Annotated in this window: 25 protein-coding genes, 1 tRNA gene and 1 pseudogene; 16 read left to right on the top strand and 11 right to left on the bottom strand. The window is 39.9% G+C overall.

Annotation, left to right across the window (positions count from 1 at the left end; all coding sequences use genetic code 11):
• The first annotated feature begins 39 nt into the window (after positions 1–39).
• Entirely contained in the window at positions 40–648 is a 609-nt protein-coding gene (rpsD, locus tag PL9214_RS14700) for a 30S ribosomal protein S4 (protein WP_072719552.1), read from the top strand.
• A 100-nt stretch (positions 649–748) separates the two neighbouring features.
• On the opposite strand, the gene moaA is transcribed toward rpsD, so the two are convergent.
• Positions 749–1735, bottom strand: coding sequence for a GTP 3',8-cyclase MoaA (moaA, locus tag PL9214_RS14695; protein ID WP_072719551.1), 987 nt, complete (start codon positions 1733–1735; stop codon positions 749–751).
• A gap of 122 nt (positions 1736–1857) precedes the next feature.
• Here moaA and PL9214_RS14690 point away from each other — a divergent pair, with 122 nt between their 5' ends.
• From PL9214_RS14690 to PL9214_RS14675, 4 genes are read left to right on the top strand one after another with little or no spacing between them, the layout of a single operon-like run.
• Positions 1858–2292 (top strand): CdiA C-terminal domain-containing protein, encoded by a 435-nt coding sequence (locus tag PL9214_RS14690; RefSeq protein ID WP_072719550.1) that lies wholly within the window; start codon positions 1858–1860, stop codon positions 2290–2292.
• A gap of 20 nt (positions 2293–2312) precedes the next feature.
• Positions 2313–2891 (top strand): SitI3 family protein, encoded by a 579-nt coding sequence (locus PL9214_RS14685; protein WP_072719549.1) that lies wholly within the window; start codon positions 2313–2315, stop codon positions 2889–2891.
• A 13-nt stretch (positions 2892–2904) separates the two neighbouring features.
• Entirely contained in the window at positions 2905–3894 is a 990-nt protein-coding gene (locus PL9214_RS14680) for an NAD-dependent epimerase/dehydratase family protein (protein WP_072719548.1), read from the top strand.
• Between the two features lie 27 nt (positions 3895–3921).
• Positions 3922–4731 carry an MBL fold metallo-hydrolase gene (locus tag PL9214_RS14675; RefSeq protein WP_072719547.1) on the top strand — a complete coding sequence of 270 codons (810 nt, stop codon included), beginning with the start codon at positions 3922–3924 and terminating at the stop codon, positions 4729–4731.
• 21 nt (positions 4732–4752) lie between these two features.
• On the opposite strand, the gene PL9214_RS14670 is transcribed toward PL9214_RS14675, so the two are convergent.
• Positions 4753–6876, bottom strand: coding sequence for a PAS domain S-box protein (locus PL9214_RS14670; RefSeq protein WP_245824253.1), 2124 nt, complete (start codon positions 6874–6876; stop codon positions 4753–4755).
• Positions 6877–7299: 423 nt separating this feature from the next.
• The gene (locus PL9214_RS14665; RefSeq protein WP_072719546.1) at positions 7300–8796 is read right to left on the bottom strand and encodes a polysaccharide deacetylase family protein; all 1497 of its coding nucleotides are present in this window, start codon (positions 8794–8796) and stop codon (positions 7300–7302) included.
• 380 nt (positions 8797–9176) lie between these two features.
• Between PL9214_RS14665 and PL9214_RS14660 the strand changes: the two genes are divergently transcribed.
• The gene (locus tag PL9214_RS14660) at positions 9177–10121 is read left to right on the top strand and encodes a glycogen debranching enzyme N-terminal domain-containing protein (RefSeq protein WP_072719545.1); all 945 of its coding nucleotides are present in this window, start codon (positions 9177–9179) and stop codon (positions 10119–10121) included.
• Here the strand turns inward: PL9214_RS14660 and PL9214_RS14655 are convergent.
• Positions 10113–11339, bottom strand: a complete 1227-nt coding sequence (locus PL9214_RS14655) for an RNA-guided endonuclease InsQ/TnpB family protein (protein WP_222425192.1) — start codon at positions 11337–11339, stop codon at positions 10113–10115. The two genes, PL9214_RS14660 and PL9214_RS14655, sit on opposite strands and share 9 nt — an antisense overlap.
• 35 nt (positions 11340–11374) lie before the next feature.
• Here PL9214_RS14655 and tnpA point away from each other — a divergent pair, with 35 nt between their 5' ends.
• The 9 genes and pseudogenes from tnpA to atpC all read left to right on the top strand — a co-directional run bounded on the left by tnpA (position 11375) and on the right by atpC (position 18434).
• Positions 11375–11773: an IS200/IS605 family transposase gene (gene tnpA / locus PL9214_RS14650; RefSeq protein ID WP_072717176.1), complete on the top strand. Its 399-nt coding sequence runs from the start codon at positions 11375–11377 to the stop codon at positions 11771–11773.
• 73 nt (positions 11774–11846) lie between these two features.
• Positions 11847–12917, top strand: a pseudogene (locus PL9214_RS14645) (amylo-alpha-1,6-glucosidase); the annotation flags it as partial.
• Between the two features lie 178 nt (positions 12918–13095).
• Positions 13096–13824 (top strand): HAD family hydrolase, encoded by a 729-nt coding sequence (locus tag PL9214_RS14640; RefSeq protein WP_072719544.1) that lies wholly within the window; start codon positions 13096–13098, stop codon positions 13822–13824.
• A 54-nt stretch (positions 13825–13878) separates the two neighbouring features.
• Positions 13879–13951: transfer RNA gene (locus PL9214_RS14635), tRNA-Ala, on the top strand.
• A gap of 144 nt (positions 13952–14095) precedes the next feature.
• The gene (minC, locus tag PL9214_RS14630; RefSeq protein ID WP_072719543.1) at positions 14096–14917 is read left to right on the top strand and encodes a septum site-determining protein MinC; all 822 of its coding nucleotides are present in this window, start codon (positions 14096–14098) and stop codon (positions 14915–14917) included.
• A 60-nt stretch (positions 14918–14977) separates the two neighbouring features.
• Positions 14978–15784, top strand: coding sequence for a septum site-determining protein MinD (minD, locus tag PL9214_RS14625; RefSeq protein ID WP_072719542.1), 807 nt, complete (start codon positions 14978–14980; stop codon positions 15782–15784).
• Between the two features lie 58 nt (positions 15785–15842).
• Positions 15843–16328 (top strand): cell division topological specificity factor MinE, encoded by a 486-nt coding sequence (minE, locus tag PL9214_RS14620; protein WP_072719541.1) that lies wholly within the window; start codon positions 15843–15845, stop codon positions 16326–16328.
• A gap of 151 nt (positions 16329–16479) precedes the next feature.
• Positions 16480–17928, top strand: a complete 1449-nt coding sequence (gene atpD / locus PL9214_RS14615; protein ID WP_072719540.1) for a F0F1 ATP synthase subunit beta — start codon at positions 16480–16482, stop codon at positions 17926–17928.
• A 92-nt stretch (positions 17929–18020) separates the two neighbouring features.
• A complete protein-coding gene (gene atpC, locus PL9214_RS14610; protein WP_072719539.1) occupies positions 18021–18434 on the top strand; it encodes an ATP synthase F1 subunit epsilon in 414 nt (137 codons plus the stop codon).
• A 170-nt stretch (positions 18435–18604) separates the two neighbouring features.
• On the opposite strand, the gene PL9214_RS14605 is transcribed toward atpC, so the two are convergent.
• The 7 genes from PL9214_RS14605 to PL9214_RS14575 form a co-directional block, all read right to left on the bottom strand.
• Positions 18605–18952, bottom strand: coding sequence for a hypothetical protein (locus PL9214_RS14605; RefSeq protein ID WP_072719538.1), 348 nt, complete (start codon positions 18950–18952; stop codon positions 18605–18607).
• Between the two features lie 25 nt (positions 18953–18977).
• Complete coding sequence (locus tag PL9214_RS14600) at positions 18978–19340, bottom strand: papain fold toxin domain-containing protein (protein WP_072719537.1); 363 nt, start codon at positions 19338–19340, stop codon at positions 18978–18980.
• Positions 19330–19647, bottom strand: coding sequence for a hypothetical protein (locus PL9214_RS14595; protein WP_072719536.1), 318 nt, complete (start codon positions 19645–19647; stop codon positions 19330–19332). The genes PL9214_RS14600 and PL9214_RS14595 overlap by 11 nt, the downstream gene beginning before the upstream one ends.
• A 519-nt stretch (positions 19648–20166) precedes the next feature.
• The gene (locus tag PL9214_RS14590) at positions 20167–21546 is read right to left on the bottom strand and encodes a GUN4 domain-containing protein (protein ID WP_083580033.1); all 1380 of its coding nucleotides are present in this window, start codon (positions 21544–21546) and stop codon (positions 20167–20169) included.
• A 119-nt stretch (positions 21547–21665) separates the two neighbouring features.
• Complete coding sequence (locus PL9214_RS14585; protein WP_072719535.1) at positions 21666–21956, bottom strand: DUF7734 family protein; 291 nt, start codon at positions 21954–21956, stop codon at positions 21666–21668.
• Between the two features lie 58 nt (positions 21957–22014).
• On the bottom strand, positions 22015–24621 hold the full coding sequence (locus PL9214_RS14580; protein WP_072719534.1) for an ATP-binding protein: 2607 nt from the start codon (positions 24619–24621) through the stop codon (positions 22015–22017).
• Between the two features lie 312 nt (positions 24622–24933).
• Positions 24934–25851: a histone deacetylase family protein gene (locus tag PL9214_RS14575; RefSeq protein ID WP_072719533.1), complete on the bottom strand. Its 918-nt coding sequence runs from the start codon at positions 25849–25851 to the stop codon at positions 24934–24936.
• A 58-nt stretch (positions 25852–25909) separates the two neighbouring features.
• Between PL9214_RS14575 and PL9214_RS14570 the strand changes: the two genes are divergently transcribed.
• Positions 25910–26419 carry a hypothetical protein gene (locus PL9214_RS14570; protein ID WP_072719532.1) on the top strand — a complete coding sequence of 170 codons (510 nt, stop codon included), beginning with the start codon at positions 25910–25912 and terminating at the stop codon, positions 26417–26419.
• Positions 26420–26526 lie beyond the last annotated feature (107 nt).

Here is a 26526-nt window from a genome sequence, read left to right as displayed (position 1 = left end):
AAGATTGGTGCAAAAAATTTTATGCGGAGAAGAAGTTAGATGGCTCGATATAGAGGCCCCCGTCTGAGAATCGTTCGTCGTTTGGGCGATTTACCCGGATTAACCCGGAAGACCCCCAGAAAGGCCTATCCCCCTGGACAACACGGTCAAGCCCGTCGCAAACGTTCAGAATATGCGATTCGGTTAGAAGAGAAGCAAAAACTGCGCTATAACTATGGTGTGTCTGAGCGCCAACTATTACGCTATGTCCGTAAAGCTCGCCGCGCCTCTGGTTCTACGGGTCAAGTGTTGCTGCAACTGTTGGAAATGCGTTTGGATAATACCATTTTCCGTTTAGGAATGGCCCCTACAATTCCGGCGGCTCGTCAGTTAGTCAGTCATGGTCACGTTACCGTTAATGGTCATCGCGTGAACATTCCTAGCTATCAATGCAGACCGGGCGAATTAATTGGGATCAGAAATACTGAAAAATCCCGTGAACTGGTAAAAGCCAATTTACAATATCCCGGTTTAGCCAACGTTCCTAGCCATTTAGAGTTAGATAAAGAAAAATTAACTGCGAAGGTGAATAGCGTCATTGAACGGGAATGGGTGGCTTTACAAATTAACGAACTGTTAGTGGTTGAATATTATTCACGTCAAGCCTAAGAGTTCCTCACCGTTCTATTTTATGTGGGGCGTTATCGGCTAAAAATAACGTACCCCACCCGGTTATTATTAAACCCTAAATCCAAAATCAATCAGGCTGCTATCCCCCAATTTGGGACATGGTTCGAGAGTAATTTCCTGTTGTACCAGAGTCCCGTTGTTTAAAATTAATATCGGGTTTAATTGTTAATAGGTTATTCACCTGTTCTCGTAACTCCTCAAACGTCACATTTTGACGCAGAGGAGTTTTTAAGTCAATTTGTCCGGTTTCATTGAGTAAACAAGGCCGTAACCAGCCATCAGCCGATAATCTCATGCGGTTACAGCGATCGCAAAAACATTCTGACATCTGACTAATAAATCCTAATGTTCCTTTCGCCCCCGGAATTTGAAAGACATCCGCAGGGCCGTTTCCCCTCACCTGTGCAGTTTCTAATCCCCATTTTTCTCGAATTTGTTGTCTTAATTCTTCTGAAGAAATCCAACCGCGATCAGCAAATAAATCGTTATTTCCAATGGGCATAAATTCAATAAATCTAACGTGCCATTGTCGTTCAATTGTTAATTTTGCTAACTCCAAAACCTCATGATCATTCACCCCAGGAATTACCACAACGTTTAATTTTAAAGGATTAAAACCCACCTCATAAGCAGCTTGTATTCCCTCCCAAACCTGTTGCCATCGGCTGCGTCCTCGGTTGCCGATAATTTGATCAAAAATATCAGGATCAAGGGAATCTAAACTAATATTAATCCGTCGCAGTCCAGCTTTATATAGATCCTCTGCCATTCCTGCTAATAAAAAGCCATTAGTTGTCATCGCCACATCTTTTGTTTCAGGAAAGGCGTTAATTTGTTTGACCAACTCTACCACCCCCGGACGTAATAAAGGTTCACCTCCGGTTAACCGAAATCGAGTAAACCCAACGGGGATAAATACCTCTCGCAACAGCGTTAATAGTTCATCCAGAGTCAACAAATTCTGTTGCAGGATATAATCAATTTCTGCTCCTTCGGGCATACAATATTGACACTGGAAGTTACAACGGTCAATCAAACTAATGCGAAGATAATCAACAAGGTTCATGGAATTTTAGGAGAATAACAGAATATTGTTCTTTCTGTATTATGTCGAATTTTTCTATTGAGGAAACACGAATTAATGATATAAGTATCTATTGAAGGCTGAGAGCGAGTTTTTAAATTCCAATGACACCAACTCAACCATCAGGACAAACCGGAGGAAGACCAACAGGTTCTCCAGCTAAAATTCGAGTTCATGATGATGTCGATACCATTCGCGGTAAATGCCGAGAAAATGAGTCAGCTATAATTTTAGCAAATGCCGGGTATAATGTAGAACAAAACCCTGCTATATCTGGTGATAAAGAGCCTGATTATAAAATAGAAGGTAGGATTTTTGATTGTTATGCTCCATCAACTGCCAATTTCTACAATATTATTGAAACAATTCGGAGTAAGGTAGAAAGAAAACAAGCTAGTCGGATTATTCTAAATCTAGCAGATAGTAAAGTTTCTGTTAAGAATCTCAAACAGCAGCTTATTGAAAGTTCTATTGAAGGTTTAGAAGAGATTATAATTATAACAAAGGATGCTCAGATTATTCCATTCTTTCCTTTTTAAAATTCAGGAGGAATTAGTTAATGTCATTAGATTATGAACTCAGACTAGAAACAAATTTTAATTCTAATAATATCTACGATATTTTATCTAATCAATTCGATTTGCAACCTGGGGAAGACCAACGATTATTTAATTCTGGAATTATTATTGGCGTTTCCCCGGAAAAACCAGCAACACAATATCTAATGCTAGAAAATTACGGATTTAAGCCAACAATTGATGTATGGTTTCGTCTCAAACATCAAGATGAAAAAATCTTAGGTAAACAAACTCTCTTGAATGTTTCAATATTATTATTAAGTCAAATTTCAGGAGATGCGGTACTATTATTTAATAGCGAAAAAACAGTTTTACAACGAATTAGCGGAGTTTTGATTTTTAATCAAAAACCTGAAACATGGCAGGATTCAGAATTATCTCAAGTTGAACTTAATTATCATGTTAAACCCTTAAAATCCCCCTTACTGGGTGATCCTTCCCCTAAAATTGCGATTCAACCTGCTATTTACTCTCGTTTACAAGCATTGGCAATTTCGCAAGGAAAATCTTTAAAACAGTTAACAAATGATGTATTAAAGGCAGGTTTAATAAATGAATAAAAAAAATTAAGTTATGAAAAAAGTTTTAGTCACGGGTGGAACTGGATTTTTAGGTCAGAAATTAGCGTTGAGATTGCATTCTTTAGGTCAGGATGTGACAATTTTAGGACGTAACTTAATTATAGGCGATTGCTTACAACAATTAGGACTTAAATTCTTACCCGTTGATATTACAAATTCTGATGCTATATTATCAGCAATGTCTGGACAAGAAGATGTTTTTCATTGTGCGGCTTTATCTTCTCCCTGGGGACGAGAAGAAGAGTTTTATAAAACGAATGTTATCGGAACTCGGAATATTATTGAAAGTTGTTTCACTCATCATGTCAGACGTTTAATTTATGTTTCTACTTCGGCGGTTTATTTTAATTTAACCCATCGCTTTAATATTAAAGAAACCGATAATTTAGTTCAAAATCCTATCCATCCTTATATTAAAACAAAGCAATTAGCAGAACAAGAAATTAATCGTGGGTTTCAACAAGGTTTACCTGTGATTTCTATTCGTCCGCGTGGTATTTTTGGCGCTGGGGATACGGTGATTTTTCCCCGACTATTAAAAGTAAGTGAAACAACGGGTATTCCATTAATTAATGGAGGAAAGGCGATCTTAGATATGACTTATGTTGATAATGTTGTGGATGCGTTATTATTGTGTCAAACTGCACTGGATCAACAATTAGGAGAATATTTTAATATTACCAATGGAGAACCGATGGAATTATTAGCCTTATTAGAAAAATTATCACAAAAATTGAATATTTCCTTAAAGTTTAAACCTTTACCCTACGCGATCTCATACACTTTAGCAACGGGGATGGAATGGTTTTATCAATCTTTTTTACCCAGTCGAGAACCTGCTTTAACGCGCTATACTCTAGGATTATTAGCTTTTAGTCAAACTTTGGATATTACATCGGCTAAAATCCAGTTAGGGTATAAACCTCAAATTTCCATTGAAAAAGGTTTAGATGAGTTTGTTAGATATTGGAAATCTTTATAAAATAAGGTTAAAGTACAACAACAGAATATGGTAGAAATTACATTTTTGAAGGCGGGATATTGTACACACCCTGAAGCGATGGTACTTCCGGGGGAAAGTTGGAAATCGATAATTTTCCCGGCGTTATTTGCTTTAATTCGTCATCCTATGGGGTGGATTTTATTTGATACGGGATATTCTGAACGGTTTTATCAAGAAACACAATATCTACCCAATAAGCTTTATGCTTTATTAACCCCGGTTTATTTAAAACCTCAAGAAACTGCGATTTCTCAACTCAAACAGTTAGGAATTGAACCGGAGGAGATTCAATATATTATTATTTCTCATTTTCATGCGGATCATATTGGGGGATTAAAAGATTTTCCCAAAGCAGAATTTATTTGTTTTCAGTCGGGTTATAAGGCGATCAAAAATACACAGGGTTTGAGGGCATTAAAAGCTGGTTTTTTAGCAGGTTTAATGCCCGATAATTTTGAAGAACGAGTCATTTTTGCGGAAAATTATAAAGCCATAAAATTACCTGAAAATTTAACTCCCTTTGAACAGGGGTTTGATTTATTCGGAGATGGTTGTTTAATTGCCATTGAATTACCGGGTCATGCCGTTGGACAAATGGGGTTATATTTAACAGATAATAACGGAAAACAGTATTTTTTAATTGCGGATGCTTGTTGGTTAAGCCGTGCCTATCAAGAATTAATTTATCCTCAACGCATTGCTGATTTATTGTTTGCAGATAAAACGGCTTATCGAGAAACCCTGAAAAAAATTAATCAGTTATATCGAAATAATCCTCATCTTAATATTGTTCCATCCCATAGTTCAATAGATTAGCAGAAATAGCTTAGTTTCTATCTAACTTTTTAACGGAATTGTAATTAAAAACTCGGTTCCGACTCCTAAGCTAGAAAAACAATTGAGTTGTCCTTGATGTTTATCCGTGACTAAATGATAAGCCAAAGATAATCCTAAACCTGTTCCTTTTCCCTGTATGTGTGAGGTCATCAACGGGTCAAAAATACTTTTACATTCAACTTCTGACATTCCAATTCCATTATCAGAAATCGAGATAGCAACGGTATTTTTATCCGGTAAATAGGTACGAATGATAATCTGAGGTTGAGTGGTTAAATCTCCTTTAGAACTGGTTGCTTCTAACTGATCAATGGTATAGGTGAGTAAATTCATAAACACCTGATTCAATTGTCCGGCGTAGCACTCCACTTTCGGTAAAGCACTATATTCTTTAATTAAGTTAATACTCGGTCGTCCGGCTTTAGCTTGCAGGCGATTTTGTAAGATTAAAATTGTACTATCTAACCCTTCATGAATATCAACAGATTTCATTTGAGCTTCATCTAAACGAGTGAAATGACGCAGCGATCGCACGACATCCCGAATTCGTTCTGACCCGACTTTCATCGATTCTAAAATTCTCGGTAAATCCTGTTTTAAAAAGCTCAAATTCATCTCTTCTATTTCATCAGCAATTTCAGGAATAATCTGAGGATAATGCTGTTGATATAAAGTTAATAACTTCATTAAATCCTCAATATAATTTTTGGCATGGGCAATATTTCCTGAAATAAAATTCACGGGATTATTAATTTCATGGGCAATTCCCGCCACTAACTGACCCAAACTTGACATTTTTTCCGTTTGAATCAGTTGGGTTTGAGTGCGTTGAAGCTGATTTAAAATCGCTTCTAATTCTGCTCGTCGTTTAGCTTCTTGTCCTTCACTTTGGCGTAAAGCCTCTTCCATTTTTTGTCGTTCTGTAATATCTAATCCGACGAAAACCGCCGCTGATCCGCGATGATATTTTTGAGCAACAATTAAATAGGTGTAAGGAACGCCACGAACATTAGCCGTAATTTCCCTAGAGCTTTTCCAAGCATCTTGGGCAAAAAATTCATAGACAAATTCATTAAATTTAGGGCTATTTTGCAGAAATCCGACTTCTTTCCCGACAAATTCTTCCGCCGGAACATTGTAAGAATTGGCTAAATGGCGATTCACCCCTAAATATTTTAAATCCGAACTAATCCAAGACACTAACCCTGGGACAGCATTCAACACCGCTTCTAATTGATCTTTGGATGCGACCACCGCAGAGGATGTGGCTTTTCGGTCAGAAATATCCGCCGCAAAACCGCAAATTAATGGGGAACAGAGAACGCACGCTGCGCCAAATTCAGCTTGAACCGTTAACTCGGGTTTAGTAGACTGTAATTCTAAATAATTAATCGTAAAGTCAACGGGAAAAATAAAACCGGATTTTTTTTGATGACGGGACTCAAAGGTTAATGAGCCTTTTTGCTGCAATTGTTGGCAATATTCTCCCCAAATGACAGGGGTTAAATCTCGATCAATATCATGAATATTCAGTTGTAGCAATTCACTTTGGGTATAACCCAACATCCGACAGGCGGCTTGATTCACATAACAAAAACGACCGTCTAACGTCATCCCAAAAATCGCCGTCGCCGCTTGTTCAAAAGCTTGTTGAGTCAGTTGTAATTTTTCTTGTAATTGTTTTTGAGGGGTAATGACTTCTAGGGATAACATTAACCCCCCTATGGTTCCTGATGCGGTTTTCCAAGGTTGAACAACCCATTTTTTCCACTCCAGAGCACCATTCACCAAGGGTTGACAAATTTCTAGTTCCCAATAAGGTAATTTTCCCACTAAACACTGTTCAGCATTTTGATACCAAATTTCGGGTAAATGGGGAAACCAGTCTTGATGAGAACAACCGATTAAATCAGGATGTCCACCTGCATAATGTTGTTGCCATTGACGGGACACGGCTAAATATCGCAGTTGCGAGTCAACCATTGCCACTGCCGTTGGTAAATATTCCACGAAACGACGGAAATAATCTTCCTCGGCATTGGCAGAAGTCGGGGAAAGAATCAACTTCCCTGGGGGATCAGGAGGGTTAGAAATGATAATGGGTAGAACTCGCCTTTTGTTCACGGTTTGGCACTCCCTCAGTCAAGGTTGGGTCAAATAAGTTGATCCATTTCTGAATACAAGATGGAAGAAATTGATTTCTGAAATAGACTTTTAAATGGAAGTTTACCCGAATGAGGGGTATTACCCTCCATTGTATGATTAATTACACCCTGTTGTCTATAAGTACCCTCGATTTATCGTCGAAATTCTCGGCGGTGAGGGCTGGCTAGACAGTTAATCATTCTTTTTTTAAATTAATTGTTATCTCTGATACTGAAATCTCAGTAACTAATTAATGTAACTCACGTCCAGTAGAGATTTCCTCTATCTTGGGTTAAGTAGAGTATGGCATTGTTTTGTTCAGTTTCCGAGGAAGTTAGAGATGACTAACTTCCTATAACACGGTCAATAAGATAATTTCAGCGACTTTTATCCCAAAATGAATTAATTTAACAATTCCATTCCTCGACGATAAAGTTCTTGAGCATAATCTGTCCAGGTTCCCTGTCCCCAATAGCGAAAACAACTGGTTTGTAATAACAAGTTGTACAATAACGCTTGTTGATAATGAACGTCTTTTGTAATATTGGGGTTTTGCTGCACTAAGGAATCATACTTTTGATGAAAAGCAATACTCAATTGTTTCATCGGTTCTAAAACATTTTCATAGCCTTGTACCCAGCTTAAATTATTTGTCCAGGATGCACCCTCCATTTGAAATGAATGATCGGTTTGTTTTAAATGGGCGATCGCAGTTTCAACGGCTTCCGGTGTTGCTTGATGGGGATCAACGTGTTGCCAAATTTTATGCTGATGAACTCCTTGACAGGTAGGATAATCTTCTGGGTTCACTCCTGATGCTTCTAATAATTCTAAATATTCCGTTCCATTCAACGCTACAACTCCAGAATTTTCTGGATTTTGATCCCGCATTTCATAGTAAATTCTAAAGAAATCACGGGGATATTCATTCATCATCACCCCGCCATTTTCTCCATCGGCAATTTGGGTGACTAACGCCGGAATTTCAACCCCAGAAATCAATTGTTTTTGTTTGGTTTTTGCTTCAAAATAAGGCTGCATCTGGGCGACTAATTTGGTATCCGATCCTTGGGTTTTAATTAAAGCAATGATGCTTACCGTTTCCCCCTGAGAATTCCGGGCAATTAACCGATTAGGACTATATTTTTGCTCTTGAGGGAGCCCGCCACCTTCTAAGGTTTCTACCGAATGTTCCTGAACCAATAACCAGCAATAACCACAATCTTTTAACGCTTTTATATATTCATATAAGGTATCGGGATGGTTGGGTAAGTGCATTTCGGGAGGTGAAAACCCCTTAACTCGCTTCAAAGCTTCTTCTCCAAAAATAGCTGCAAAATGATGTTGCCAAGCTTGAATTTGTAATAAAATATCAGGAATCGGAGTTGAAGGAACCACCCCATGACTCCACAGAGTTCCTAACCATTCCACATAGGGTTGATAGTTGGGATCGCAGGTAATTTTTTTCAAAGAATTTAGAATATCCTCTCGCCCCATTTGCTCAAATGCCCATAATAAATTCCCGGAATAATCCAACATAATTCGAGGGTTACATCCTTCGGCGACTAATTGAGGAATAAACTCTCCCATCCGCCGATAACACCAAGCAAAGGGTTCCGCATTATGGTTATCCCCTTCCTGGGGATGCTCATACATATATTGAAGATTACTGATTAATGCCCCATTTTCCCCCGCCGGAATCGTGGGTTGATGAAAATGTAACGCACAAGCAAAGCCAGCCGTGATTTTATCTAAGTTTAAATTTGTTTTTGGCAAAAATATGGGATAATTATGATTAACAAGATCCTGGATTTGGGCTTCCCAACCACAAAAGTTAGGGAGGTTAGAATCTAAGTGTTCTAAAATAGGAAAAGGAGTTAAAAATTCGGGCTTTGTCATAAAACTAAATCTTCAGCAATTGGAACACAAAATTTAATAATCCCATCATACTTTTGAAGACAAAAACTCAAAAAAGGGCAGTTAATACACCGCAATATTTTGAGAGACGAGAGGAAGGGGTTTAGTCAAGGTTCGATTTGAGCAAATGGGGGTTTTGATTTAGACGATAAAACGTTATAGTAAATAACGCTGGTACTTGACGTGGAGTCAACAAGGACAACCTTTTTGAGTCGTAAACAGTTATTACTGACATTCTATCCTGAAATTGGACAAATGATCCTTCATCTGTTGTAGAGGTTTAAGTTGTGAATTGAGAGGGTGAAAGGCTTCTAAATCTTTAATTTTATTGTTGATGCAAAATTTTGAGTGTTTAAGGTAGTATGAGTATTAATTTTGGACGAGAAACTTGCTGTAATTTGCCCAGTGCTGAAGCACGAGAATGGTTAGTCACCAATGGGATCGGTGGCTATGCTTCAGGAACAATCGCAGGTGTACTAACACGCCGTTATCAAGGGTTATTAGTGGCGGCTTTAAAACCTCCCTTGGGTCGTACCTTACTGGTGGCGAAAATAGATGACCTTGTAAACTATCAGGGACAAGTTTACCCTCTTTATACGAACCGTTGGGCCGGAGGCTCAATTGACGGTTATGGACATCACCAGATTGAACGGTTTCAGTTAGAACGAACGATCCCCACCTGGAAATTTGCCTGCGCCGATGCGTTGCTGGAAAAACGAATTTGGATGCAGCCCGAAGCGAATATTACCTACGTTCGTTATAGTTTAACTCGTGCCTCTGGCCCTATTACCCTGACATTAAAAGTTTTTGTTAATTATCGAGATTATCATAGCGATACCCAGGCCGGGAATTGGCAAATGCAGATCGAACACGTTGAAAACGGCGTTTGTGTGACTCCCTTTGCAGAAGCAGTGCCTTTTTATTTATTAACCGATCGCGCTAGTGTTACCCCTACCCCCCAATGGCACTATAACTTTGATTTAGCACGGGAACGCGAGCGTGGCTTAAGAGATTACGAAGATCATCTTCAAGCCGCCACCTTCACCGCCACCTTAAACCCCGGAGAATCTTTATGTTTTGTTGCGAGTACAGAACCCAATCCTAGTTTAAATGGAGAAGCCGCCTTAGAAGTCCGTCGCACCTACGAACGCAAATTATTAGGATTTTGGCAAGATAGCTGTCCGGCTAACATCCGAGAAACGCCTCAATGGATACAACAGTTAGTTTTTGCGGCGGATCAATTTATTGTCAATCGTCCCATCCCCGAAAATCCAGTTGTTGACACTCCCACCCCTGCGCTACGCTAAAGGGGTGGGATTCTCGTATCTAGTCCAGTCAAGCAGAGACAGTTGAATATACTCTTGTTTGACTGTATTCACCGAGTTCAGGGGTGTGCCAAGCACCCCATCAGTTAAACCGGATGAATCCATTACAGAAGCATCTCTCTGTAGGTCTAACTGACAAGAAAAACCGTCCCATTGAGCTAGGTTTTTCGCAGCATTCAAATCAGAGTTATGGTAGTGACCATTAGGGCAATTGAAATCATGTCGATTTCTTTTACCAATAAAACCACAGGTTGAACAGGATTTGGAAGTGTATGGCGCAGGTCTTTTAATTAATTTCAATCCTTTAAGAGCCAACTTATAATTAAGTTTCTGTTCCAAAGAATAATAAGACCAATTATGTCGAGATTCACCGGAATCAGAACGAGATTTTTGGCTCTGTTTCATTGTGCTTCGACATCCTTCTAAATCCTCAATAACAACATCAGCATTATGGTATTCGGCAAAACGAACAATTCGACGGCTGATTGTATGATTGATTGCATCCATCCATCGTCGTTCTTTTTTGTCCCATTTCTTTAATGCTCGAAACTTTTTAGCTTCTTGAAGTTGTTTTCTTCGTTGTTGAAAATAACGTCTCCGATGCTTAACGCTTTGACCATTAAAGAACTTACCAAAACCCTGTTTAGGTGCAACTACCGCTAAATTATTCTGTCCTCGGTCACATCCTAATCTTTTCTCCGTCTTAACTTCTGGAACATCCTCAGTAATTGACAGATAGGCATACCACTTATTTCGATGTTTAATTAATTTAAAAGAACCCCCTTGAATTGTTCCCTCTAACAATCCGTCTAAAACAGGTTGCCAATGGGGAGATGCAACTTCAATGGGAATTCTTTTTTCACCTTTAAGGGTTGGAAAACTAATTGAATAAGTATTCCCTTTTAGGGTTAACTTCCAGTTTTGGTTGTTAACTTCCACAGGAAGAACTTTATATTGTTTGGTTTTACGACCTGTGGGTGATGTGGTATGTCGGATTACTTGGTTAACAAGGGCAGATTTTAACTCGGACATAATTTTAGCTGTTGTCATTTTACGCCGTTCTTTAATCGGCAATGACAACAGCTTGTTGGCAACCCGTGTGTTTTCTGCCGTCATTTGCTCAAACACCTGAGCTTTACAACGGTTGAGATCCACGAATTTCAATTTAATCGTCCGAGTTATTTTTGTCATGTCATCCATGATAACATAAGGTTGATGAATCGTGTGTATCGACAATGACAGAAAATCAATATAGAAGAAAAAACACATCAGTTAGTCTGATCAACTATCATTTTGTCTTTTGCCCAAAAAGGAGGAAAAGGGTGTTGGTTAACGGAGTGAGCAGAAGATTAGAGGAAATTATCTACCAAAAAGCAAAAGAGCTAGAATGTGATGTCCTAGCTCTGGAGATAATGCCTGATCATGTGCATTTATTTATTAGTTGTCACCCTTTGATTGCTCCACATCAAATTATGTTCAGAATCAAAGGGGCATCATCAAGAATATTAAGAAAAGAATTTCCTCATTTACTTAAACTACCTTCTTTGTGGAGTCGAAGCTATTATTGTGGGACGGCTGGTTCTGTTTCTAGTGAAACTATCAAAAAGTATATTGCTAACCAAAACTCTCACTAGCCTTCACTCCGCCTAAAGGCGGGTATTCTACATCCCACGCTTGAAAGACGTGGGCTTTGAATACGGTTATTGTAAAACCATTCTAGCTGGCTATCCTTGGTTTGGTGATTGGGGACGGGATACCATGATTAGTTTACCCGGTCTGACCATCACCACAGGTCGGCTACAAATTGCCCGCGCGATTCTTTATACCTACGCCAAATACGTTGATCAAGGGATGTTACCCAACCGTTTCCCCGACGAAGGAGAAATCCCAGAATATAACACCGTTGATGCGACCCTTTGGTATTTTGAAGCCATTCGTCAATATTATGAACTCACTGAAGATCTTGATGTGATCGAAAATTTATTTCCTGTACTGACGGATATTATTCACTCTCACTGTCGAGGAACTCGCTACAATATTCACCTTGATCCGGCCGATGGTTTACTGTATGCCGGAGAACCCGGAACTCAATTAACCTGGATGGATGCCAAGATCGGGGATTGGGTTGTTACGCCCCGCATCGGCAAACCCATTGAAATTAATGCTCTTTGGTATAATGCCCTGCGAATCATGGGGAAATTTGCCCGTCAAATTGGCAGACCTTATCAAGAATATGATGCCCTAGCGGATCGAGCTTTAGCTCGGTTTGAACGGTTCTGGCATCCTGAATTAGGCTATTGCTATGATGTGATCGATGGCATTTATGGGGATGATGCCACCTTGCGTCCGAATCAAATTTTTGCTGTTTCTTTGCCTAACAGTGCTCTGCCCCCCGAACAGCAACGGGCCGTTGTTGAAACCTGCGGACAGTTTTTGCTGACATCCTTTGGGTTGCGATCGCTCGCCCCCAATAATTTTCACTATCGAGGGTATTATGGGGGAAATCCGATTCAACGAGATAGTGCTTATCATCAAGGGACAGTTTGGGCGTGGCTGTTAGGGCCGTTTGTGATCGCCCATTTGCGGGTGTTCCAAAATCCCAATATAGCCCGTACTTTTTTAGACCCCATGATTAACCATCTTTCAACAGCCGGGATCGGAAGTATTAGCGAAATTTTTGATGGCAATGCCCCCATGCACCCCCAGGGCTGTATTGCACAAGCTTGGTCAGTGGGAGAAATTCTTCGGGCTTGGTTAGCGATAGAACGTTTTAGATGAAAATCAGTTATCAGTTATCAGTTATCAGTTATCAGTTATCAGTTTATAATTAGCAAATCTTATAGCAATTTGCGCCGAGGTTGTAATCATTTACAACTGACATAAAACAGCCAAAAGTATTATTGCTGTTCCCTGTTCCCTGTTCCCTGTTCCCTCTCTTAAGTTTAGGGTTTGGACGATGAGTTTAAAGGCAGTTCTATTTGATTTTAATGGAGTCATTATTAATGATGAGCCTATCCATGAACAACTGATAGAAGAATTGTTACTGGCAGAAAACCTACGTTCTAAACGGGAGGAAATTCGCAAATTTTGTTTAGGAAGAAGTGATCGGGCTTGTTTAACAGATTTGTTAACTTATTGCGGTCGTACTGTTACCAATAGCTATTTGGATCAGTTAATTGAACGTAAATCCCTTGCCTATAAACAGCGTTTAGAACAGCTAGAACAACTTCCTATCTATCCGGGTCTTGAGGAGTTTATTCAACACTTGCAAGCAGCTGATCTAAAATTAGCCTTGGTGACGGGGGCGATCCGGCCAGAAGTGGAACTGATTTTAAATAAAATCGGGCTGATGGAAGCTTTTCCGGTGATTGTAACGGGGGATGATATTATCCTCAGCAAACCCGAACCCGAAGGCTATTTATTAGCAGTACAAACCTTAAACCAAGTCTACCCCCAGTTAAATTTACAGCCCTCGGACTGTCTGGCTTTAGAAGATACCTTTGTCGGGATTATCGCGGCTCAACGGGCTGATATTCAAGTGGTCGGTATCGCCCATACCTACCCCCTGCATCTTCTCCAACGCTGGGCTAATTGGGCTGTGGATCGATTCGGTGATCTGGAATTAGACAGAATTCAAAAAAATTTTTTACAAGAATCTTTACAATCTGGGGTTCCGTTGTGTTAGAATAATAAATCGGAGTCAGACATCATTCCTCACACTGGATTGTTTGACTCGCACGGGGAATTAGCTCAGTTGGTAGAGTGCTGCGATCGCACCGCAGAGGTCAGGGGTTCGAATCCCCTATTCTCCATTTTTGTTGGGAACTCAAATTTCTGAATCTCTGGGGTAATTCTAGCTTCTACCCCCTCAGCTAATTTCCTGAAGTTATTAGATCTGTCCCTGATCCCTTAGAATAACCAATTGAGTTGAACGATTGCCCATTACATTTTTATCTATGTCTTTGGATACCCCGACCTCCGAGTTGATCACCACTGAACCTGAATCTCCTGCGAGTGTACTGGAGGTTGATCCGAATTTACAAGTCCGGTTTAAGCGCGAAGATGGACGATTACTCTTATTCTTACCACCGGAAAATAATCGAGAAGATACTGAGACTAACCTCAATAATACCTGGACAGAACTTTGGCAACAACTCAAACATCGTCTCAATGGCGGTGAACACGCAGAACAACCCCAAACCGAGGTGCATCTGATCGCCGAAAATCGGTTATTAGATGTTCGCCAACTGCAAGATATCGCCGAAGCCTTAAACGAAGTCGAACTGCAACTGAAACGGGTTAAAACCAGTCGTCGTCAAACCGCCGTCGCCGCCGTCATGGCAGGATATAGTGTTGATCAAGATGCAGAACGGGAAACCTTAACTCAATCTGTCTCGGAACCTTCCCCATCCACCTTAGCAGAACCGTTATATTTGAAAAAAACGGTGCGGTCTGGGGTGGATATTCGTCATCCGGGAACCATTGTGATTTTTGGGGATGTTAATCCGGGTAGTTCGATTATTGCCGATGGCGATATTATTATTTGGGGACGTTTAGGGGGAAATGTCCACGCCGGGGCTAAAGGCAACCGTAACAGTTTAATTATGGCCCTGCAAATGGAACCCAAGTTAATTCGGATTGCGGATCAAGTGGCACGGGGGCCAGAAACATCACCCGAACAAGTTTATCCTGAAGTGGCTTATATTAATGCTAACGGTATTCGCATCAGTCACGCCAGGGAAGTTGCTAAAGCCAGAGTATTGACCCTTGAGCCTTAACCGATTAAGCGCATAAATACGTTATCCTAATCACCGGATCAATTATTGCTGAATACAAATATGAGTCGTGTTATTGTAATTACCTCTGGAAAAGGAGGAGTCGGAAAAACAACCTGCACCGCTAATGTGGGGATGGCATTAGCAAAACGAGGACATAAAGTTGTCCTGATTGATGCCGATTTTGGATTAAGAAATTTAGACTTACTCCTGGGTTTAGAAAATCGAATTGTCTATACCGCAATGGAAGTTTTATCCGGGGAATGTCGCTTAGAACAAGCTTTAGTTAAAGATAAACGAGAAGCCCGTTTAGTGTTATTACCTGCGGCTCAAAATCGCATGAAAGAAGCCGTGACCCCGGATCAAATGAAACAATTAGTAGAAATGTTAGAGGGGAAATATGATTATATTTTAATTGATTGTCCGGCGGGTATTGAACAAGGGTTTCAAAATGCGATCGCTCCCGCTAAAGAAGCCATTATTGTCACGACTCCAGAGATTTCTGCCGTTCGAGATGCGGATCGAGTGATTGGGTTATTAGAAGCCAATTCCGTTAAACAAATTCGGCTATTAATTAATCGAATTAAACCCTTGATGGTGGAAGCTAACGATATGATGTCGGTGCAGGATGTGGAAGAAATTTTAGCGATTCCTTTAATTGGGGTGGTTCCTGATGATGAAACCGTGATTGTTTCCACCAATAAAGGAGAACCGTTGATATTAGCAGAAAACGCCTCTCAAGCTGCCCAAGCGTTTAATAATGTCGTGCGCCGCATTGAAGGGGAAAAAGTAGCATTCTTGGATCTCAATCCCCGTCCAGAAGGGTTTTTTGCAAAACTACGTCGTTTGTTTACCTCTAAAGTGGGTTAAAGGTTTTTCTCTTAGTTTTTTGATTTTTCTGCCTCTGTAGTTACCCTGCAAACACCCCATGAAAATTAATGAAATCCTAGAACGACTTTTTCCTCGAACAAATCAGAGTAGTCGAGAAGCAGCTAAACGACGTCTGAAATTTGTTTTAGCCCATGACCGGGCTGATTTACCACCGGAAATGGTGGAAGCCATGCGAAAAGAAATCCTTGAAGTGGTGTCCCGCTATGTAGAAATCGACACCAATGATTCTGAATTTAATTTAGAAAGCGATAACCGAGTCACCGCCTTAGTTGCTAATTTACCGATTCGCCGGGTTAAACAAAAAGCATTAGTTGATTCGGTGGAGCCTGAAGTTACTCCAGAACCTCAACCTGAACCGTCTCAAGCGGAAAAAACTGACAAAATAGAAAAAAACCCCGAACCTCTAACGGAGAGTTCTGAACCCTCCCCAACCCCACTGGGGAAAGCAGGAGCAGCAGAAGAGGAGAAGCAGGGGAAGAAACCGAAAGCAGAAGAAGAGAAGAAAACAAGAACACAGGAGTAGGATTAGGTCTAACCTGGGTTGCAGCCAATAGCCAACTCTTTGTTAACGGGTGACTGATAGCGTGATACCCTAAAAGATGGCAATATTAAATTCTTCTAAAGCTTTCCGAGATGAATTCGGAATCAGCTTGTATTAACCCATAGGCAAACCCATGGTCACCACCGCAGAAAAAACACACGTAGGCTACATTACTCAAATCATTGGCCCGGTTGTAGATGTTAAGTTTCCGAGCGGTAAATTGCCGGAAATCTACAACGCATTAAAAATTAGTGGCAAAAACGAAGTTGGTCAGGAAGTTTCCGTTGTTTGCGAAGTCCAACAACTCCTCGGCGACGGCCAAATCCGTTCCGTCTCCATGAGTACCACCGATGGCTTAGTCCGAGGGATGGAAGTAGTGGATACGGGCGCCCCCATTAGTGTTCCCGTTGGCCCTGCTACCTTGGGACGGATTTTCAACGTGGTGGGCGAGCCCGTTGATAGCTTTGGCCCGGTACAAACCCAAGAAACCTCGTCTATTCACCGTCCCGCCCCTGCATTTACTCAGTTAGAAACAAAACCCGCCGTATTTGAAACGGGGATTAAAGTGGTAGACCTGTTAGCTCCCTATCGTCGGGGTGGAAAAATTGGTTTGTTCGGTGGAGCCGGAGTGGGCAAAACCGTTATTATTATGGAACTGATTAATAACATCGCTAAAGCTCACGGGGGAGTATCCGTGTTTGGCGGTGTGGGTGAACGGACTCGTGAAGGGAATGACCTTTACAATGAAATGATTGAGTCTGGGGTTATCAACACCAACGACCTGACTCAATCTAAAGTGGCTCTGGTTTATGGTCAGATGAATGAACCCCCTGGAGCTAGAATGCGGGTGGGTCTGTCGGCTCTGACGATGGCTGAATATTTCCGGGATGTCAGCAAACAAGACGTGCTGCTGTTTATTGATAATATCTTCCGGTTCGTGCAAGCGGGTTCTGAAGTGTCCGCGCTGTTAGGTCGGATGCCTTCTGCTGTGGGATATCAGCCTACTCTAGGGACGGAAATGGGTGAACTGCAAGAGCGCATCACCTCGACCACCGAAGGGTCTATTACCTCAATTCAAGCGGTTTATGTCCCTGCGGATGACTTAACTGACCCCGCTCCGGCCACTACCTTTGCTCACTTAGACGCAACCACCGTATTATCACGGGGTTTGGCGTCTAAAGGAATCTATCCGGCGGTTGATCCTCTGGATTCGACTTCCACAATGTTACAGCCGGGGATTGTCGGTAGCGAACACTATAACACCGCTCGTGCTGTACAAGCTACCCTGCAACGGTACAAAGAACTGCAAGACATCATCGCCATTTTAGGGTTAGATGAACTGTCTGAAGAAGACCGCATGACGGTGGCTCGTGCTCGGAAAATTGAGAAATTCCTGTCTCAACCTTTCTTTGTGGCGGAAGTGTTTACGGGTTCTCCGGGTCAATATGTCACCCTGGAAAAAACCATTAAAGGGTTCAATATGATTATGTCTGGGGAACTTGATGATCTGCCAGAACAAGCCTTTTACATGGTGGGCGATATTGACCAAGTGATTGCTAAAGCTGAAAAATTGAAAGGCTAACTTTCACCTGCGTTGTTGGGCTTTAGCTATTTGGCATCAGTCCAACAACGATTCTGTTTTAATCTCCACAATATTTTTTTACCTCTTGACAAATGACATTAACTGTGCGTGTAATCGCTCCAGATCGGACGGTCTGGGATGAAACTGCCGATGAGGTGATTCTTCCGAGTACCACAGGACAACTGGGTATTCTGACAGGTCACGCCCCCCTATTAACGGCTTTAGATACCGGGGTACTGCGGGTTCGGTTAAAAAACCAATGGACTCCTATTGCTTTAATGGGTGGGTTTGCTGAAGTTGAAGCCAATGAAGTCACAATTTTAGTGAATGGTGCCGAGCGCGGTGACTCTATTAATTTAGAGGATGCTCGGACTGCTTATACCAAAGCTCAAGCTGATTTAGAAGCGGCTGAAAGTAGTGGTTCTGAAGAAGGCAAAATTAAAGCCAAAAAAAGAGTAAAAAGAGCCAGAGCAAGGTTACAAGCGGCGGGTGGTAGCGTCGAGTAACAAACAAGAAACCGGGTTTCTGCCCTAACCTTTGCTATTAACAGAAAGATAACTTAACAAACCCGGTTTCTGACTCTCACCCACCTCCAAGAAACCGGGTTTCTCCCTTAACCTTTGCTATTAACAGAAAGATAACTTAAGAAACCCGGTTTCTGACCCTCACCAGTAATTTAAACCTTTAAAGATAAAGACTCTTTTTTAATTGTTTCTGAATCATGTTGCTGATTTCTAAACTCTGATAATAAATCAAAGAAATTTTTAAAAGCGTCGGCTTCATCACTAGAATACAATAAAATAATTCTAGCCCAAGATGCGGAAGTATTGACTCCAAATTTAGCTTGTAGCCAAGGCTGAAATTGTGCAAATTCTATTTCTTGTTGAGTTTCAGGAAGTTCCATCGCTTCACAGGCGTATTGATAACCACACAAAAACATCAATAAATTATTAATATTAGGGTTCCCAATATACATTCCTGGTTTTTGTTTAATTTGTTCGAGTAAGTCATAGAGGTTTGTCATCTTTATTTCTCCAGAAATATTATAGTTAAAACTTTTCAATTTCTTCTATTATAAACTTTCCACTTGGACAGTCAAAGTCTACTATCCATTCTTCTCTAGTTAATCCGAAAGTAGATAGGTTATCAAAGACTTTACCTCTTGCTTCAATACCATAGTGCGTTCCATTTTGGGTAATTGATGTTTGACCATTATCCCAACGCTTACTAACAATAAATAATCCCCGACCTACGAGTTTTATTTTCAGATGGATACCATTAATTTGATTCGCCTTTAACCAGTTTTTGATAGCAGCAGCACACTCCGCACATTCTAACAATTTGTATTTTTGAATAATTTGAGCAATTTGTTGATAGATTTGTTCATCGGGAAATTGGGAATTATTGGACATTATTGGGAATTAAGAACGTAGATATCAAGTTAGGATTTGAATTAGTCTCAATAGAAACATCCTCTGGATCTGAATATCGAGAAAATAATTCGTTTAAAGCTTCTTCTCCAGATATTTCGCCTTGACTAATAAATCTTTCAATCTCGACAGATCCATCATTCAAAAATTCAACTTCCCAACGCTCCCCAGGAAGCGCAACACTCACCATAATCGCCTCATCCCGATGATGAGCTAGAGAATAGCTAATTTCTTGTTGATCTAAATTTTGTAAGAAACCAAGAAACTGATCAAAAATATCATTTTTCATTTATCAAACCTCCGATCACTTAATAATTTGCGAACAACTTTAAAACCCGGAGAGTTTTCAGCAACTCCTTTTTCTATTTCTTCCCATGTCATCTCACTAAATTCTTCCCAGCTAGGCGATCCTTGTGGAAGTTGTGCTTGTTTGATACTGCCTTTTTTTAGTTTTAAAATGTCACATACTTTTTGGCCAGAGAACTTATGTACGATTGTTTCACCTCCTTTTCTTTTCCTTTAACTTAATTATATCGAACAGGCATCACCCACGCCCACCCCTCCAAGAAACCGGGTTTCTGCCTTAACCTTTGCTATTAACAGAAAGATAACTTAAGAAACCCGGTTTCTGAGCCCCACCCACGCCTCCAAGAAACCGGGTTTCTACCTTAACCTTTGTTACTAACAAAAAGCTCAATTAAGAAACCCGGTTTCTGACCCTATCGGAAACCCGCAACCCGTATGACTTCGAGGAAAATGTTGATGTCATAAATCTTTACGAAAATCTGTAAGCCTTATATATTACAGTCTACAAGTCTCGACGCGAGAGAAGAGAACCTCCAAACCCCCCCCCAACACCTAACATCCTCCTTACCCCGCAACGTAATAACGGGAGGTGGCCAGTTTGTGCTGTCTGATTAAATTTTAGATAATCATAATACAACCAATCTCCCTTCACACGCCAACCCACCTGATCAGCAAACGCTTCCCAAATTTTGCTATCATAACTCCGGGTTCCTCCCAGACTTTGATAGATGCGCTTCTGTACCGAAAAGCCGAAGCGACCATTGCTGTATTTTACCCAAAGTTGGTCAATGGTGCGTAAATCCTCACAGGGAAAATTATCAATATCTTCTTCCCTTAACCATCCCTGGTTTTTTATTCCCGCCACTTCTAACATTTTATTAGCAGTTTCTCGGTCAGCTTCTTTCCAGTTTCCCGCTTTCAAAAGTTGTTCTAATTGACCATAATTAACACCTCTAGCTGACTTTAATTCTATATCAGTTTGGGGTGTCGCTTGGGGTGTCGGTTTAATAGTTAATTGTAAAGCAGCTAATACTTCTTGGGCGGTTTGAAAGCGTTTTTTAGTTGCCTGTTGTAGTAGTTTATCTAATACTTGACCCAAACGATCATTAACTTTAACCGTTAAATAATCTCGCCACACCCACTCACTTTCACTGACATCAAATAAATCAAACGGTTCAATATTCGTTAATAAATGAATACACATTACCCCTAAACTATATAAATCACTGGCAAAAGTCGATTTTCCCATTGCTTGTTCGGGTGCCACATATTGGGCAGAACCAATCACTGTTCCTGTCACCACTAACGCAGTGTGGGTAGCAGTTTTAGCCGCTCCAAAATCCACTAAAACTAATTTATTATCCCCCTGTCTTCTAATAATATTTTCCGGTTTAATATCTCGATGAATTACTTGTTGTTGATGGATAAATGCTAAAATAGGTAATAAATCTCCTAACAGATTAATGGTTTTAGTTTCTGAAAATGCCCCATTTTGATTTAATTCTTGTAATAAATTTTGTCCTTCAATATATTCTTGAATAAGATAGTGACGATGATCTTGGATAAAATAGGCGAATAATTCAGGAATTTGATTATGTTTTCCTAAACGTTCTAATTGTATGGCTTCTTGTTTAAATAGTTCTTCGGCTTTTTGTTGATTATTCGTGTCTTGGGCTTGGGGTAAAAATTGTTTAATTACACAATAGGGTTGAGAAGGTTTATTTTCATCTACTGCTTGAAACGTTCGACCAAACCCCCCTTGACCTAATATTTTTAACGCTCGATATCGTTCCTTTAACAGTAATTTAGAACCACATTTTTGACAAAAAATTGTGGTTTTTGGGTTGGGTTGGAGGCAATCAGGGTTAAGACATTGGCTCATGGCTGAGAACTGGTTTAAGGATGGGATAATACAAGTGATTTGATTTTATCATATTCTCTACAAATAGCAATGGAAGATCTAACCCCCTACAATAAAATATTACGACGAATTTAGTTTTGCTATAGTCCCAATTCTGTTAATAATTCCTGCATCATTTCCCAAGTTAATCCCTGTTGAATATAACGGGGTTCGGTGGGATTATAAGGGCTTAATAAGCGATCAATTTCAATAATTTTAGCAGTATTAGGAAGAACTGGAACATCAGGATCAAAAGCAGTAGGACGCATTAACGAACTGGAAAATCCTTTGAAAATAGCAATTTCATCCGCGTCTCCCTCAATTTCAATTTTAACAATTAAAACTTCTTGTGGACGTTTAATAGTATATTGTTCTAAGCGATGTAAAATCATAATTAAAACCTGTTTTTTTGCAAAACTGTATTCAGAAGATAGCCTAATTTTGATTCATTTAATTGTTAGAATTAAGAGCAGCGAAATAAGATGATTTTCTCAAGGGTAAAGTAACCGTAAAAGTTGATCCTTTTCCTTCCCCTGCACTTTCAGCTTGAACGCTTCCGTGCTGCAATTTGACTAACTGTTTAACAATAGCTAATCCTAATCCTAATCCTCCATGTTGTCGAGTAATTGAACTATCAGCTTGTCGAAAGGATTCAAAAATAGAAGGTAAGGATTCTTCTGGGATGCCTTGACCTGTATCTTGAACTTGAATAAAAGCTTGAGTTGAATTTGTTGTTAAACTAATCTTAACCTGTCCCCCTTGAGGGGTAAACTTAATCGCATTATCTAAAAGATGTTCTACAATTTGTTGTAATCGTTCTGGATCTCCAATGACATTACTAACGGATTCATCCACTTGTACTTGCAAATTAATTCCTTTGGTAATTGCGACAGATTCAAAGTTTTTTAATACAGATTCAATCACCGCTTGTAACTTAACAGACATTAAATTAATTTTAGTTTTGCCTTGTAATAAATTAGAAATATCTAATAAATTCTCAATTAACTTCGTCAAAGCCTTAGCGTTACGTTCCATCGTTTCTAAGGCGGCTTGGGAACGTTCAGGAGTTAAAGAACGGGTACGCAAAAGATATAACCAACCTAAAATAACATTTAAAGGAGTCCTTAATTCATGGGAAACGATTGCTAAAAATTCATTCTTTAATTGATTAGCTTGTGTCAATTCTTCTGTTTGTTGTTGGAGTCCTTTTAAAGCAATTTGTAATTCTCGTTTTCTTAACGCTAATTCCTGAGCTAAGGTTTCTAAATCTACACTTTGAGTCGCTAATTCTTGCTGTAATAACTCTCTGGTTCGCTTAATGATAATCCAGTTACTAACCCTGGCTCTTAATTCCTCTACCGAAAAGGGTTTCATTAAATAATCTTGTGCGCCTTCTCGTAATAATTGTACCCGTGATTCATCATCCACTTTAGCCGTTAACATCACAATCGGAATCATATTTAGTTCTGGATAAGTTCGGATTTGATGTACCAGTTCATCCCCACTCATTCCAGGCATCATAATATCACTAATAATTAAATCAGGATGTAGGGCGAGGGCTTGCTGTAAACCTGTTTCTCCATTATTAGCAGTAGCTGTATTATAGTCTAATGCTAAAGTCGTACAGACAAATTGACTCATCGTTGGATTATCTTCGACTACCAAAACTAACGGTTTTTCCGGTTGAGAAATTTTTTGAGATAAGGACTCATTAGGGATTAAGGTTCGCAGTTCATCTAACCAAGGTTGAATTTTCTTTTCACTCCAAATGGGGGAATTCTGGTTAATATTGGTAGTAGTTAAAGACTCAACTTCAGTCTCAGAGATCATTCTTAACGGAAATTCTACCCAAAATAATGCTCCGTCCTCTGGTGCATCCTTAACCGTAACAAAACCGCCTTGAAGTTCCACAAATTCTTTAACAATGGCTAATCCTAATCCCGTTCCTCCAAACTGTCGAGCTAACCCCGTATCTACTTGACGAAACCGTTCAAAAATTTCCTCCCGAAGTTCAGGCGCAATCCCAATTCCACTATCTTGCACTTGTATAATTCCCCAAGGAGAATCTGTTTTTTCAGACACAGATAAACCGCAGTAAACTTTCCCCCCCTTTGGCGTAAATTTAAAGGCATTTGAAAGTAAATTTAATAAAATACGTTCCATTTTTTCCACATCGATTTCTGCTAGAACACATTCTGGCGTATCTACCGTGAAATCAATATTTTGTTCCTGGGCGAATCCGTCAAAATTTGCGGCCATCACTTGCACCAGATGGGCAATATCCACCGAGCTATAGTGAAGCTCCATTTGACCTTCTGCTAATTTAGAGACATCTAGCAGGTCATTCACTTGTTTGAGTAATAAACGCGCATTACGTTCAATAATTTGGATATCTTTATGGTGTTGTTGAGGAAGTTCGGGTGAAGCTAATAACTGTTCTGCTGGCCCCAAAATTAATGCCAAAGGAGTCCGAAGTTCATGGCTCATATTGGCAAAAAATTGTGTTTTGAGGTGATCTAATTCCTTGAGTTGATCATAAAGCGTTTCTAATTTTTGATTAGCAGATTTTAAATTTTGATGCCGTTGTTCTGATAAATGAGCCGATTCAATTAAAGCTAAAGCTTCGGGAACTAAAGGCGGTAATGCTAACGCCGTTACCACTGAAACAAAGGCTGTAATAACTTTAATGACTCCCGCTAACCAATACATCGGATGCCAGAGTGTCCAGACCTCCATCAGATGAGTCATTCCACAGGCAATAATAAAGGCTCCAAACGCTAAGAACATCCAATGGAAGGGAATTTCTCGACGAGATTTATGAACAAAATAAACCAATGTGACAGAAATGGAAAAATAAGCTAAAGCAATCAGAACATCAGAACTGACGTGCATCCAGACCAGTCCGGGTTTCCATAAATAACAATGACCATGAGGAATAAAACCAGACCCATTAAATAGGGTTTGAAAGACTTCTGGTGTAAAGATGCCAACCAGAATCGGAATGGATAGAATAACAATCGTACTTGAAACAATAGAATTAGATTGAGTTGTGATCATTGTCACTTCGGAACCGTTGGGACGGGAATTTAGGGGACATATTCTTTAGTTTAAACTACCCCAGGGGAAGTTGTAAGTCTATCTTTAAAGTTAATAATGACAGCCGATGGAAACAAGAGTATCTTCAAGCCGGGATATTGCGTTATTTTAGGCTAAATTAAATAGATTGATTAAATCAGAATGAGAAAATTTAATGAAAACAACAATTTGAGCTAATTTTTGAATATATTTAGAGTTTTAACGTCGAAAATCATTGTTTTATTTTAAATAATTTTTGTGGGTTTTTGATTGAATACTAAAGCTTTTATTCGATTAAAGACGATATTGATGATAAACTTGGGAAGCAGCGCGATGCAGTAAAGAATGGCGATAAACTAATGCTTCTAAATCATCGGAATAACCTCCACCAATGATTCCAGCAACCGGATAACCTAGACTAACACAAGTGCTTAAAACTTGCATTTCTCGTCGCCAAAGCCCCGTATCAGTTAAAGCTAATTTTCCTAATCGATCCTCACAATGGGGGTCAACGCCTGCATCATAAAAGACTAAATCGGGTTTCACTTGAGATAATATATCCGGTAAATAATCAGCTAAAGTTTGTAAATATTCCTCATCTTCCATACCGATAGGTAAGGGAACATCTAAATCACTGATTTGTTTTTTAGCCGGAAAATTCGCCTCACAGTGCATCGAAAAAGTAAATACATTCGGATCATTTTGGAAAATAACGGCCGTTGCATCTCCTTGATGTACATCCAAATCCAGAATTAATATTGTTTTAGCCAGTCCTAACTCTTGTACCACACGAGTAGCGATCGCCATATCATTAAAAATACAAAATCCCGATCCAAAACTGGGAAACGCATGATGAGTTCCTCCGGCCGTATTACACGCTAAACCCTGAGATAACGCTAATTTTGCAGTTAAAATTGACCCGCCCACGGCAATACAAGTTCGCCTTGCTAAAGCCGGACTCCAAGGTAAACCGATGCGACGTTGTGCTTTAGGCTCAAGAGTTCCCTGACAATACCCCTCTACATAATCTTTATCATGCACCCATTCAATCCAGTCTTGAGGCGGTAATTCTGGGGTATGAACTTGAGAAATGTCTGTCACTCCATCCCGCAATAATAACTCATATAATAAACGAAACTTAGCCATCGGAAACCGATGTTCTGGCGGTAACGGAACAACATAATCAGGATGAAAAACAATCGGTAAATCCATACTCGCTAATTGTAGTTAAAACGTTAGAGTTAAAGAAAATAGAATTGAGTCAAAAACAATGACAACCCTTTGGCAGTATGGCAGTAGTAACCCTGATAATGCAACCCATCTCGATACCATTCGTCAGTGGTGGGCATCCTTACAAGATCAGGAAATTCATTGGCAACAACGGTTACTCCCGACCGATGGAGATCTCATCCATTTAGACTGGGAACCCCAACAATTTGATGAAATCTTTACCATTAAGACCCCACAAGTTCGGGGTGCTACACTTTATTGGTTTAAACCCCAACAACCTCAAGAACGAAGTATTACCCCCCATAAATTAGAATTGGATGTACAACAAAAACGATTGTATATTTTTCCTGAATCTCAACAACAAATTGTGATTCGAGTGGAACGCTATAAACTGCCCTATAAACTGATTGAATTAACTGATCCAGATTTAGCAGTCGGTAAAAATGGTATGATTTTATTACGAGATCATCAACAGTTAATAGAAGTGAAAATCAATCTGAGTTTAGATCGACTGAACCTGTTAAAATCTAAACTGAGTTCTGATCAATAACTGCACCCAGATGTGATTCAACCCCGGATCAGTTCCTTGACATCCCTGAGATTGATGCACTACCATGTCGTCTAATCACAAACCCATCTGATAAATACTGGCAAGTT

The sequence above is a fragment of the Planktothrix tepida PCC 9214 genome (assembly GCF_900009145.1).
Lineage (GTDB): Bacteria > Cyanobacteriota > Cyanobacteriia > Cyanobacteriales > Microcoleaceae > Planktothrix > Planktothrix tepida.
Note: the sequence above shows the minus strand (reverse complement) of the source record. Positions and strands in the feature narration are given on the sequence as shown.